The sequence below is a fragment of the Enterococcus sp. LJL99 genome (genome assembly GCF_054871725.1).
The window spans coordinates 429,416-442,079 of sequence record NZ_JBTXLT010000002.1 but is presented as its reverse complement, the minus strand read 5'-3'; the positions used below and the strand labels follow the sequence as shown (position 1 = coordinate 442,079).

Annotated in this window: 17 protein-coding genes; 4 read left to right on the top strand and 13 right to left on the bottom strand. The window is 33.7% G+C overall.

All coding sequences use genetic code 11. The features are described 5' to 3' along the window. Nucleotides 1-732, bottom strand: a 732-nt coding sequence (locus tag ACYSNW_RS05350) for an ISL3 family transposase (protein WP_461743435.1), incomplete at its 3' end; no start/stop codon positions are given. A gap of 21 nt (nt 733-753) precedes the next feature. Next, entirely contained in the window at nt 754-924 is a 171-nt protein-coding gene (locus ACYSNW_RS05345) for a transposase (RefSeq protein WP_461743434.1), read from the bottom strand. A 275-nt stretch (nt 925-1,199) separates the two neighbouring features. On the opposite strand from ACYSNW_RS05345, the gene ACYSNW_RS05340 reads away from it, so the two are divergent. From ACYSNW_RS05340 to ACYSNW_RS05325, 4 genes are all read left to right on the top strand, one after another. After that, nucleotides 1,200-1,754 carry an NADPH-dependent FMN reductase gene (locus ACYSNW_RS05340; protein ID WP_461743433.1) on the top strand — a complete coding sequence of 185 codons (555 nt, stop codon included), beginning with the start codon at nt 1,200-1,202 and terminating at the stop codon, nt 1,752-1,754. 731 nt (nt 1,755-2,485) lie between these two features. After that, the gene (locus ACYSNW_RS05335) at nt 2,486-2,845 is read left to right on the top strand and encodes a GntR family transcriptional regulator (RefSeq protein ID WP_461743432.1); all 360 of its coding nucleotides are present in this window, start codon (nt 2,486-2,488) and stop codon (nt 2,843-2,845) included. Between the two features lie 22 nt (nt 2,846-2,867). Continuing rightward, a complete protein-coding gene (locus tag ACYSNW_RS05330) occupies nt 2,868-3,776 on the top strand; it encodes an ATP-binding cassette domain-containing protein (protein WP_461743431.1) in 909 nt (302 codons plus the stop codon). Then, nucleotides 3,769-4,929: an ABC transporter permease gene (locus tag ACYSNW_RS05325; protein WP_461743430.1), complete on the top strand. Its 1,161-nt coding sequence runs from the start codon at nt 3,769-3,771 to the stop codon at nt 4,927-4,929. The genes ACYSNW_RS05330 and ACYSNW_RS05325 overlap by 8 nt, the downstream gene beginning before the upstream one ends. 269 nt (nt 4,930-5,198) lie before the next feature. Here ACYSNW_RS05325 and ACYSNW_RS05320 read toward each other — a convergent pair whose 3' ends face one another. The 11 genes from ACYSNW_RS05320 to argC all read right to left on the bottom strand — a co-directional run bounded on the left by ACYSNW_RS05320 (nt 5,199) and on the right by argC (nt 12,545). Continuing rightward, nucleotides 5,199-5,306 (bottom strand): putative metal homeostasis protein, encoded by a 108-nt coding sequence (locus tag ACYSNW_RS05320; protein ID WP_461743428.1) that lies wholly within the window; start codon nt 5,304-5,306, stop codon nt 5,199-5,201. A gap of 92 nt (nt 5,307-5,398) precedes the next feature. Then, nucleotides 5,399-5,668 (bottom strand): 30S ribosomal protein S14, encoded by a 270-nt coding sequence (gene rpsN, locus ACYSNW_RS05315; protein WP_461743427.1) that lies wholly within the window; start codon nt 5,666-5,668, stop codon nt 5,399-5,401. Nucleotides 5,669-5,843: 175 nt separating this feature from the next. Further along, nucleotides 5,844-5,990, bottom strand: coding sequence for a hypothetical protein (locus ACYSNW_RS05310; protein WP_461743426.1), 147 nt, complete (start codon nt 5,988-5,990; stop codon nt 5,844-5,846). Between the two features lie 164 nt (nt 5,991-6,154). Beyond that, on the bottom strand, nt 6,155-6,463 hold the full coding sequence (locus ACYSNW_RS05305; protein ID WP_461743425.1) for a DUF1292 domain-containing protein: 309 nt from the start codon (nt 6,461-6,463) through the stop codon (nt 6,155-6,157). 42 nt (nt 6,464-6,505) lie between these two features. Beyond that, a complete protein-coding gene (gene ruvX / locus ACYSNW_RS05300) occupies nt 6,506-6,934 on the bottom strand; it encodes a Holliday junction resolvase RuvX (protein ID WP_461743423.1) in 429 nt (142 codons plus the stop codon). Next, nucleotides 6,931-7,200, bottom strand: coding sequence for an IreB family regulatory phosphoprotein (locus ACYSNW_RS05295; protein ID WP_461743422.1), 270 nt, complete (start codon nt 7,198-7,200; stop codon nt 6,931-6,933). The genes ruvX and ACYSNW_RS05295 overlap by 4 nt, the downstream gene beginning before the upstream one ends. A 272-nt stretch (nt 7,201-7,472) precedes the next feature. After that, nucleotides 7,473-8,405 carry an ornithine carbamoyltransferase gene (gene argF / locus ACYSNW_RS05290; RefSeq protein WP_461743421.1) on the bottom strand — a complete coding sequence of 311 codons (933 nt, stop codon included), beginning with the start codon at nt 8,403-8,405 and terminating at the stop codon, nt 7,473-7,475. Continuing rightward, entirely contained in the window at nt 8,398-9,549 is a 1,152-nt protein-coding gene (locus ACYSNW_RS05285) for an acetylornithine transaminase (protein WP_461743420.1), read from the bottom strand. Before ACYSNW_RS05285 ends, argF begins: the two co-directional genes overlap by 8 nt. Then, entirely contained in the window at nt 9,546-10,298 is a 753-nt protein-coding gene (gene argB / locus ACYSNW_RS05280; protein WP_461743419.1) for an acetylglutamate kinase, read from the bottom strand. The genes ACYSNW_RS05285 and argB overlap by 4 nt, the downstream gene beginning before the upstream one ends. Nucleotides 10,299-10,310: 12 nt before the next feature. After that, nucleotides 10,311-11,501, bottom strand: a complete 1,191-nt coding sequence (gene argJ / locus ACYSNW_RS05275) for a bifunctional glutamate N-acetyltransferase/amino-acid acetyltransferase ArgJ (protein ID WP_461743418.1) — start codon at nt 11,499-11,501, stop codon at nt 10,311-10,313. 12 nt (nt 11,502-11,513) lie between these two features. Further along, nucleotides 11,514-12,545, bottom strand: coding sequence for an N-acetyl-gamma-glutamyl-phosphate reductase (gene argC, locus ACYSNW_RS05270; protein WP_461743417.1), 1,032 nt, complete (start codon nt 12,543-12,545; stop codon nt 11,514-11,516). Nucleotides 12,546-12,664: the final 119 nt, after the last annotated feature.

Here is a 12,664-nt window from a genome sequence, read left to right as displayed (position 1 = left end):
ACGTTTAAACAATGGATGGTAAAGGCGATGCTGACTATTCAGTTCAGTTGAATCCTTTAACAATAATTTCCAATAGCGCTTTAACCGTCGGTATTGTTTCTGTTCCTGAGGAGAAGAATGCCGAAAGCCATTCATTGTCTGTATTCGAAGCTGGTTCAAGGCTCGATTCATCTGCTGTACAATGTGGAATCGGTCAGTCACGAGTTGAGCATTTTGAAACACAGACTTGATTAATTGGTCATAGCTAGCGTTCATGTCCATGACCAGATACTTCACGCTTTCTCTTGCTTCTTTTGTATAGCGCATAAAATGTCGGGTTAAGTGAGTTAATCGCCGATCTTCAAGGACTTCAAGAATCTGGTTCGTTTCTCCGTTTACACAAATGAAACTCATCGCTCCTTCACAGGATTTCATTGATTTGAATTCATCAATACATAGAATTTTGGGAAGGAACCTCCAATTAGGAGAATACGAAGCAGCTAGTTTACTCATTAATCGAAGAACAGTCACATCTGAAACAAAATGCTTTTGAGCAATCTGTTTTCTAGAGATATTCTTTTTTAAATCAAGCATGATTTGAAAGCAAAGTTGTTTTGATAAATGATGATGTTCTTCAATCAAATCAGTAAGTGCATGAAAGGTTTTCCCGCACTCATGACAAAGAAACCGTGAGCGTCTCAGTTCTAAGAAAGTCAAGCGTCCATTAAACACAGGCAACTGAGCGCGTGTCAAATGATGCCCGTTCTTAATAATTTATCCTTGATTTTTTATACCACAATGTTCACAATATGTCGGAATATAAGTAAACGTTGCTTTGATGACTTGAGCTTGAATCCCCTTTGTTTTTCTGTATTCAAGCCAATCCTCTCCGAAGGAGAGATGTTTATCTGTTAGTCCAAGTAACTTTCTGGTATCCTTATCCATAGGGAACAACCTTTCTGATAATTTGTGGTTTTAGTCGATTTCATTTTATCAATTTGTTGTTCCTTTTTTTGTGTTTGAACACTCAAAAAAGTGTTGATGGTTTTTCCTTTAGGAATATCCACCAACACAAATTATTATAGAGCCATTTTCCTTAGTTTATTGCCTCATATCCCCTCTCTCTTATTAGTTTCATTCCTCTAGAAAGTGTCATTTCTTGCAAATAACAAAAAACAAAATTACAATTATTATATGAAAAGGAATGGAGGAATTGGTTTATGACAAAAAAAATTGGATTTTTAATTGGTAGTTTAAGGAAAGAATCTTTTAACAGAAAAGTTGGACAAGCATTGGCAAGTTTACTACCCGATGGTTATGAAGCAGTTTTTATTGATTTAAGCCAGCTAGACATGTACAACCAAGATTTGGATGATGAAAATACACCACCCACTTCATGGACGAATTTCCGCTCAGCTGTTAAAGAAGTTGATGGACTGGTTTTTGTTACACCCGAATATAATCGATCTGTTCCAGCTGTGTTAAAAAATGCATTGGATGTCGGTTCTAGACCGTACGGCCAAAGTGTTTGGGATGGTAAACCAGGTTTGGTAGTAAGTGTGTCACCAGGAGCAATCAGCGGCTTTGGTGCAAACCATCACTTACGTCAATCATTAGTCTTTTTAAATGTCCCTACCCTTCAACAACCAGAAGCTTATATTGGAAATATTGTTAATTTGATCAACGAAGATGGTAGCATCAAAGAAGATACTATGAGTTATTTCAAAACAATTATTGATTCGTATATTCTCTTTTTTGAAGCGAACAAAAAATAATTAAATGAGCGTACAGAAGCTTTAGCCAAAAGTAGCGATGAGAAATTTCTATCTCCGATTAAAACTACTGCTAATCTAAAGCTTCTTTTTTATGAGATTGGAACCAAAAAATTTTAACTCCAAAAACCAAGTAGAAACAATATTTCATCAAATCACTTCGTTCTTGGAATATCTATAGAAATAAGCGATAACTCACAAAAATGACAAGAAACACAAAAGATTTCCATCCTACATCGAATAATTATTACTTAATGTTTTTAAAAATTCGGTGCTTTCTTCTGTATAAGTTGCTCCTACTTTCACCGTTTATCAAGGTCATAAAACCATCGTTTAGAATCGAACAATTGGACGAACCAGCAGTTATTGCGCTCTTTGCAATGAATGATGGTTAGGAAATTACCGAGACTCTGATTGTTTTCTACAGTTTATCGGTTTTAGAACTTAAAACAAAAGTGTTTTTTTACTTATACCTCACTCACTATCCCTCTTTTTATATTAAAGAATCTTTGAAATTATTTGATTGAAAAACATCGTTATATCTCACATGAACTACGTTATTGCCGCTTGATTTCCAACTAAATTTCTGCAAAATTTAGCTATTACAATCGATTTTAGGTACTCCGTGCTATTTTTGTCTCCTTTTTAATTAAATCTTCTCTGAAAAAAATATTTACAAAAACGACTGTACTATGTATACTAGTACACACAGACAACATAGAAAGGAGTTTATAATGGTTTTTATTAATAAATCTAGTAGTAAGCCGTATTACGAACAGCTAATGCTTAGTATTAAGGAAGATATACTGAACGGTATATTACAGCCCGGAGATAAACTTTCTTCTGTTAGAGAAATGGCTCGCCAACTCGGCATGAATCCCAATACAGTCAGTAAAGCTTACAAGATGCTAGAAACGCAAGAAGTGATTGTTACGATTAAAGGTAAAGGCACCTATATCAAAAAAATAAATACACAAAATCGTGATCACCAAAAAATCGAAAAATTAAAAAAGGAACTAAAAAGTTTGACAATTGAAGCCAATTATCTAAATGTGACGAAAGAAGAACTTGTTGGTTGGTTGAATGAATTTTAAGTAATAATAAAGGGGGATAAAAATGCAATTACATAATTTAGAAAAACAGATTGAGCATCAAACAATAATAAATAATATCTCTGTTACTATTAACAAAGGAGAAATAACGGGAATTATTGGCAGAAACGGTTCAGGAAAAACAACTCTTTTTCGCCTATTATCAGGACAATACATACTAGATAGTGGAAAAATCGTTATTGAAGGACAAGATATAAATCAACATCTGTCTTTAAAGCAAAAAATTTTTTACATTGATGAACAAGAACAATTTTTAAATCCATATTCTTTAAATAAAATCCTACTTTTTTATATTAATGCGTACCCTAATTTTGATCGAGACAAATATTTTTGCTTAACAAAAGAAAACATGCTTAATGAAAACAGCAAATATCGCTCACTTTCCAAAGGTATGAAAGGTCTTTATCGAATTATTTTAGCTATTTGCTCGAATGCAGACTATTTATTATTAGACGAACCATTTGATGGATTGGATGTATTTGTTCGTAAAAATATTATTGCACTGATTCTTGATACTATTACAGATAGTTCGCGAGCAATTCTTATTTCCTCTCATAATCTAAATGAACTGGAAAATATTATTGATCGTGCCCTATTCTTAGACCAACAACAGATTCAATATGACTATCACTTAGAAAATATTAGAGAAAAAGCGCGAAAAGTCCAACTAGTTTTTTCATCTAAAAAAATTCCTGCTGTTGTAAAAAATAATAGTAAATTGCTACATTATCAAGGGCGTGTCGTGACAGTTGTCTTTGAAGATTATACTGATAGTTTAGAACAAGCAATTCAAGACGAACAACCACTACTTTTCGAAGAATTGCCATTAACTTTAGAAGATCTCTTCGAAATAAATTTTTCAAAAACGACTAAAAAAACAATTCCTAAAGAAAAGGAGCAGTTCTATGTCTAAACAAGTATCCACGATTCTTAAAAAAAGATATTTCTTAGCTACACTTTTTGCTTGTCTATTTATTTTCTTTTTTACTATTTATCCAGTGAATAGAGATCTATCTAATTGGCATGTTCAAAAAAACTATTATTACTCTTCTGAGTTTGTTAAAAGCTTTAGTTCTAATGAAAAAGACTATATTTATAAAAATGATCCAATGTATGAAAATAAATCAAAAAAAGAACGACTTGCACAATATCAGCGAGAATCACTATTTTTATTTCAACAAACAAAAGCAGCAGATGAAAATGGGAACTATGCAAAAGAAGACAACATTTATTATTCAAGTTATTTGTCAGAAAATTACTTTTTCTTATTAGCAATCGTTGTAGGTGCTGGTTTTTTATTATTCTTTGTCGATTTAAAAACATCTTTTAATTCTTTTTTATTTTCTCTAGGTTGCTCAAAAAAAATAATTTACTGGAAAAAATATTTACTTGTCGGCGTTCCTATCTTATTATCTATTTTAATCAGCAAATTTTTCTATCTAGGTATTTTTTTTAGTAACATTTCAAAAGAATGCATCAATATCAGCTTCAAACAATTAATGTTAAGCATTTTAGCAAACTGGATTATGTATATCTTTTATTTCTGTGCAGCTTCCTTTATTGGATTGACCATGGGAAATATGATTTTGGGTCCGCTGACCCTAATAGGTTTCACAAGTAGTTGGAGCAACTTTATTGCCTCTGTTATCAATCTAAAAAGCTTTATATCAAATAACAACGCTGAGTATTTTTATCCATTACTAACTTGGGGAATTACAAAAAATCCAATTCATTTTCCAATTATTTTTATTTTCGCTCTCTTGTCATTGATTAGTTTAACTTTAGGATATATCGTTTATCCCAAAATAAGTTTAGAAAAAAATGGAGATTATTTACTTCTCGATTACTTAAGGTGGCCAGTACTTTTGATTATTGTTTTTTACACTACTAGCACGATTGTGTTTTCTCGAGGTTACTATTATTATCCAATGTTTGCAGAAGCGCCTTCGGTTATCCCAGTTATTTTGTTCTATTTTATAATTACTTTAGTGGTTTCTGCCTGTATTATTTTTCAAAAACCCATTTACAATTTTATAAATGAAAAAAGATTACAACTAAAAAAATAGCTTGAATCAAATAATATCATCATTTCTATCACAATAGGAACGATGATATTATTTGATTTTATTATTTAAAACCATACTTTCTAAGAATATCCAAACACTATATTTTCGAAATTCAACTGGAACATATCATCATCAAACCTCGTTTTTATTTCATGTAAGCTACATTTTATTTCTTAATCTCCAACTAAATTTCTAAAAATTCCGAATTACTCAATTACTTTCAGATATTCCTTAGTTAGGACTTAATGATTTAGATACTAATTATTGCTTTATTTCTTTCGTTTATATTCTTTAATAATTTTTAATGCTCTTTTTCGTGTTTTTATGTTAGGACTTTTTAACCGCCGATAAGCACTTGAAAGATCTGTTTTTTCCATAATAACCTCCACTTATAATTTCATGTAATACTCTAAAATGTTTTTTATAGATTTCTATAAAAGAATATTGATTGTATTAACTATTGCACTCTTTACCAACTTGCCTTTTTGATACCTGGAATCAATCCTTGATGAGCTAATTCACGAAATTTGATTCGAGACATTCCGAATTTCCTCATATATCCCCTCGGTCGGCCATCAATTTGATCTCTTGATCGTAAGCGATTTGGATTTGAATTTTTAGGCAATTTAGCCAAACCTTTATAATCATTGACTGCTCTCAAATACAGTCGTATTTCAGCATAATGTTCGATTAATTGTTCTTGTTTTTTCACTTTTGCTATTTTTGATTTTTTAGCCATCGATACTATCCTCATTTTCATTTTGATTTACGTTGTGCAAAACGTAATTATTACGATTTAACAAAGACACAATAACAAGATAATTTCGTTTTGTCAATAACTATTATTAAACTCACTATTTTTTTATCTAAAAAAAGGTAGTCAGTGATTGATTACTGAACTACCTTATCAACTATTATCCAATTTTTTTTACTCTCCCACCAGTTCTTTTTGCAAATACTTCTGCTTCTCTTTTTACTGTAAACGTCAAAGCAATCTTCTTGTCTCTTGTTCTACTGCCATCTTTGGTCAGATATCCATGGAAAAACTTGACTGCATACATAGCCTCACCACCTTTTCTTTGATAATAGCAAGATAAAATCTTTGCTGCAATCATTATGCTTCACAAAACAAACGCTAAGAGAAAAAATGATGAAACATTTAAATACTCTTCACCAACAAAAAAGCTGAATCCTTACTATCAAGGACTCAGCTATTACTTAAAGCTTATTCTTCTTCTTCAGCCATGAAGGTATTGAAAACTTCTTCAATCATATCCCATTCAGCATCAGTTTCAATTTGTTGCAATTCGCCTTCTGTTCCTTCTTCGTTTTCGATGTAAGCATAAGCTTGTAGCTCGACATCTTCTTCTTCAGGAACACCGGCTGGATATAACAAGACATAATTTTTACCAAATTCCTCTTGTCCATCAACTGTTAATAAGATTTCGTATAATGTTTCATTTCCTTGTTCATCAACAAGCGTGATATGTTCATGTCCTTCGTGATCATGATCGTGATTATGTTCTTTTGTCATAAGATATTCTCTCCTCGTTTACGTTTATCGAAAAACAGCTAATTAGATTTTGTTCGTCGCACTATCTAAATAGTTTTGTAAAATCATCACCGCTGCAACTTTATCGATAACTTTTTTGCGCTTCGCTCTGGAAGTATTGGCTTGCTCTACTAGCATACGTTCTGCTTGCACAGTCGTCAATCGTTCATCTTGATAAACTACAGGTAAGCCAAATAGTTCTTCAATCTTTTTACCATAGTTCATTGATGCTTCCGCTCTTGGACCAATAGAATTGTTCATGTTTTTAGGTAAGCCAACAACAAAGGTCGTTACTTCATACTCTTTTACTAAATCAGCTAATCGTTCAAAACCGAACTCTTCTTTTTCTTCGTCAATTCGAATGATTTCGACTCCTTGAGCTGTCCAACCAAATGGATCACTGACCGCTATCCCAACTGTTTTAGATCCAACATCTAAACCCATTGTTCTCATCTAATATTAATTCCATGACTGGATAGATAGTATTTGACAAGCTCTTCCATGATTTCATCTCGTTCGTGACGACGAATCAAATTTCGAGCGTCTTGATAACGAGGAATGTAGGCCGGGTCTCCGGAAAGTAAATATCCCACAATCTGATTAATTGGATTATATCCTTTTTCTTCTAAAGCACGATAAACTGTAGCTAATGTTTCACTTACTTCCTTTTTGCGATTATCATCAAAATCAAAACGCACTGTTTCATCTGTAAAACCCATTTATCTACACCTCACTTTTATTCTAATCATACAACTCTATTCTACTAAAGATGGCTACAAACTACAAATAAAACTTAAGCTACTTATAGATAATTTAAAGAAAATCTTTAAAAACAATCGATAACTCATCAGAAAGCGAACATTTCAAATTAACTTTCGACTAAAATCATTTTTCATCTACTATAAAATTCACTAAAACTCGCTAAAAAAAGTCAAAGAGTTAACTTTTTAAATCAGTCACTTCTTTGGCTTTTTATTTTCTAAATCAATTATTATTGTTTCATCAATTTAACCATCAGTGCTTTTTGCGCATGCAACCGATTTTCAGCTTCTTGGAATACAACAGAATGAGAACCGTCAATGATATCTGCGGTAACTTCTTCTCCTCGATGCGCAGGTAAACAATGTAAAAACAAATAATCTTTCTTAGCTTGAACAGCCAATCGATTATTCACTTGGAAATTCTTGAACGCTTCTTCTCTTTCTTTTTGCTCTGATTCATCGCCCATACTAGCCCAAACATCGGTCACAAGTACATCGGCTTCCTTAACTGCTAAGTTCGGGTCAGTAAAAAGTTCAATTTTACTACCGCTTTGCTTCGCATTATTTTTAGCAAGTTCTAAAATTGTTTCATCAACTTCATAACCAGCTGGTGAGGCAATTGAAACATCCATTCCAACTAAACTTCCTGCAATTAAAAATGAATGCGCCATATTATTTCCATCACCCACATAGGTTAATTTGATTCCATCTAGTTTTCCCTTTTGCTCGTAAATGGTTAAAAAATCTGCTAGAACTTGGCATGGATGATGGAGGTCAGTCAACCCATTAATAACGGGAATCGATGCTTCTTTAGCTAATTCAGCAATCATATCATCTGAGTACGTCCGAATCATAATTGCATCTACATAACCAGATAAAACTTTTGCCGTATCGCTAATTGGTTCGCCACGCCCCATTTGAGTACTTTTAGAATCTAAAACAATGGCTTGACCACCTAATTGAATAATACCAGCTTCAAACGATACTCTTGTCCGTGTACTATTTTTCTCGAAAATCATTGCTAAAATTTTGCCTGCTAAACTACCACGATAGTCTTCTGGTTTCGTTTTTATTGCTACTGCTAATTCAATAATCGACAAAATATCCTCTTTTGACAGTTCCGTCAAATCTAAAACACTTTTACCATATAAAGAATTAATCATTCTCATTATCCTCCTTTAATACCTCAAGAATCATTTCTATTCCATATTCGATTTCTTCTTCTGTAATAATCAATGGTGGTAATAGTCGTAAAACATTTTTTCCAGCTCTTAAAACAAGCAGCCCTTTTTCAGCCAAACGATCGATAATCACGTTAAGTGAATCGGCATTGATTAATTCTATTCCAATCATCAATCCAGTCCCACGAACTTCTTTGATATTCGATAACTCATTCAATGGAGCTAATCCTATTTTAAGTAATTGACTCTTTTGCTGCACCGCATTTAATAATTCAGGTGTGTTAACTAAATCAAGTACTTTATCAGCAACTGACATTGCTAGTTTATTGCCACCAAATGTGGATCCGTGACTTCCAGGTCCGAAAACTGATGCTAATTCTTTTTTGCCGACCATTGCTCCCACAGGAATACCATTACCTAACCCTTTTGCTAATGTGATGATATCTGGCTCGATTTCGTATTGCTCATATAAAAATAACGTTCCTGTCCGACCAATACCAGTCTGAATCTCATCTGCAATCAATAAAATATTCTTCGCTTTACATAAGGCAACAATCTCTTTGATCCATGATTTCTCAGCTAGAACGATACCCCCTTCACCTTGGATCAATTCTAGCATAATCGCAGCCGTATCATCCCCGATTTGCTTTAATGCTTCAGAATCATTGAACGGAAGATAAAGAAAATCAGGTACTAAAGGCTCAAATCCTAGGTGAATACTGGATTGAGCGGTTGCGCTCATAGCTCCATATGTTCGTCCATGAAACGAATCATTAAACGTTACAATCACTGATTTATTGGTTGCTTTTCGGGCCAATTTCAATGCTGCTTCATTCGCTTCGGCACCGCTATTACAGAAGTAGCTGACATAGTCTTTTCCATTTGCTAAGGCTTTAGCCACTTCTTCCTGCAGATGATTCTCATATAAATTTGGCGTATGCCACAAAAGGGAGGCTTGATTCGTCAATACTTCATTTAATTCTTTATTAGCATAGCCAAGATTCATCACACCAATCCCGCTAGTAAAATCTAAATATTTTTTTCCTGCCTGATCAGTTAAATAGGCACCCTTGCCTGAGATAATCTCAAATGGTTTTCTTGAATAATTTGAAAATAAATAACTCATGCAATCGCCTCCTCTAATTTGATAACTGTACCTGCATGGGTCAATTCGTTAGTGATATGAACAGCTTTGACTCCACTATAGATTGCAGATAATGCACTCTCGACTTTTGGTAACATGCCACCTTGGATTACTTCAGATTTTTTTAGACTAGAAATTTCTTTTGGTGAAAGTTGATTTAACCAATCGTTGCCGTTTTTAACCCCAGGGACATCAGTCAATAAGTATAACGCTTCTGCTTTTAGTTCTTCTGCTACTTTACAAGCAATATGATCCGCGTTGATATTTAGCCACTGTCCCTTTTCAGTCAATCCTAAAGGCGCAATTACTGGAATATGATTTTTTTTCAATAAGTGAGCTAACAATTCCGTATCAACTTCTTCTACTTCACCAACAGCTCCTAATGTCTTCTTATTTAAAAAGGTTCCTGTGATGATTTGACCACAGGAAGCATTTAATCCTACTGCTGAAAAACCTTCTTGCTGAAAACGAGTTGTAATCATCGGTTGAACTTGACCAATAAGTACCATTTGTGTAATTTTAAGCGTTTCTTCTGTTGTAACTCGCAACCCTTCTTTAATCACAACTGGAATCTCTAAACGATTCATCATTTCTGAAATATAATGACCTCCGCCATGAACAATCACAATCTTATATTCTTGCTTTTGCCATTGAGCGATTTGCTTAAAAAAAGCCTCGGTCAAATTATCACTAGCAACGCCACCCATTTTTACAACAATCGTTTTCTGCATGATTTTTCTCCTTTATGTATGATATAACGCATTAATTTCGACATATTTATATGATAAATCACAACCCCAAGCAGTTCCTGAAGCGACTCCTTGTTTCAGATTAATCATAATCTTGATTTCATTTTCAGCTAATATTTTTTCCATTGCGACGGAATCAAATAATTGTGGTTGGCTCTCTACTAAAACAGGAATCCCTCCTAGGAGGATATCAATCGTATTAGGATTTATTTCCACCTCAGAATAACCAACTGCACAAATAATTCTGCCCCAATTCGGATCTTTACCAAAAATCGCGGTTTTAACTAAGGAAGATCCTACCACTTTTTTAGCAATCATCCGAGCATCCAGCGCATTTTGGGCATTCCGTACATTGACTTCAATCAGCTTAGTTGCTCCTTCTCCATCTTTAGCAATTAATTTCGCTAAGGTTTCCATCATCAAATGAAGCATTTCAGAAAACAAATCATAAGCTTCCATCCCTTTTTCAATTATTGGATTCCCTGCTGCTCCATTTGCCATTACAATCACCATATCATTTGTAGAGGTGTCGCCATCAATCGTGATTTGATTAAATGTTTTATCCGTCTTTTCTTTTAATAATTCCTGTAATAAGTGATGAGAAATTGCAGCATCGGTCGTAATAAAGGCTAACATCGTCGCCATATTAGGATGAATCATACCAGACCCTTTACAAACACCCGACATTGTCACTTTTTTACCAGCCAATTCAGCTTGAATCGTCAATTCTTTCGTTCCAGTATCCGTCGTTAAAATAGCTTCATGAAAACCAAAACAATTTCCTTCTTTTTCTAGTAAATCAATTCCTTTTTCAATTATATCCATTTCCATCGGCTGCCCAATAATACCTGTCGAAGCTACTGCAACATCATTTGTTTTAATGGAAAACTTTTTTGCTGTTATTTGTTGCATTTCTATGGCATCTTCCAGTCCTTTTTTACCAGTACAAGCATTTGCATTCCCTGAATTGACAATCACAGCTTGTAAAACGCCATCTTTTACTGCTTGTTTTGTTAAAGTAACTGGAGCTGCTTCTACTTTATTGGTAGTAAAAACAGCAGCCGCTTGGGCAGGAACTTCTGAATAAATGACGCCAATATCTTTACGTTTCTTTTTCAATCCACAATGTTTACCATCTGCATAAAATCCAATTGGCGAAGCAATTGTTCCTTCTATTATTTTCATTAGTTTCTCCTTTTAAGGATACATCGGTAAAAGATCTAAGCCAGCTGTTTCTGGATATCCTGCTAATATATTTAAATTTTGAACTGCTTGTCCAGCAGCTCCTTTACCTAAATTGTCAATTACAGTTACGACCGTTACAATGTTTGTTTTTTCATTATATGCTAGCCCTATATCGCAATTATTTGAACCAAAAACTTGCTTAATCGAAGGAAATTGATTTACTTCCTGTATTCGAATAAATGGTTTTCCTTCGTAAAAATTTTTATATAATGCAACTAATTCTTCATCGCTTTGCGACTGTTTTAGTTTTGCGTAGGTTGTCACAAAAATTCCTCTTGTTACTGGAATTAGGGAAGTCGAAAATTGAATGGCTTCTAAATCTGACTGCCATTTTTTTAACTGTTGCACAATTTCTGGGATATGTTGATGACTATTCATCTTATACAAACTCATATTATCATGAGCATTTGTAAAATGAGTACTTTCAGAAAGTCCTTTTCCTGCACCTGAAAGCCCTGATTTCGCATCTACAATAATAGAATCCAGAGCAATTTTTTGTTTACTTAGAAGTGGAGCTAATGATAGCTCAGTTGCCGTCGCATAACATCCAGGATTCGCAATAAAACGAGCGGTTGGTTCTGCTCTAAATTCGCTTAACCCATAATCGAATGCTGCGACGATCTCCTTTGGTGGCGCTGTTTTTCCGTACCATTTCTCATAGGCTCCATCTTCTTTTAAGCGAAAATCACCCGAAAGGTCAATTACCGGAAAATCAGCTTCGACAAAAGGAAGTGCTAATTCTTTTGATATTCCTGAAGGAGTTGCAAAAAAAACAAGGTCACTTTTTGTCATTATTTTTTCTGCATTGATTTCTTCAAGCGGTAAGTTTATTAACTGTTTTAAATGAGGTTCTACTTGGTCAATTGATTTTTTATTCATTGAATGGCTATGAATAGAAACTATTTCTACCAAGGGATGTGTTCGAAGATATCGTAACAATTCCAATCCGCTATAACCTGTTACACCAATTATTGATACTTTCATACTTTCCCTCCAGCCAAATAATGATTATTTTTTGTATCTTTTTTCATAGTATACAACTGTATTTTATACAAGTCAATGATTATTTATATAAAAAATAAGTGAAACAAAGTATTTTTATA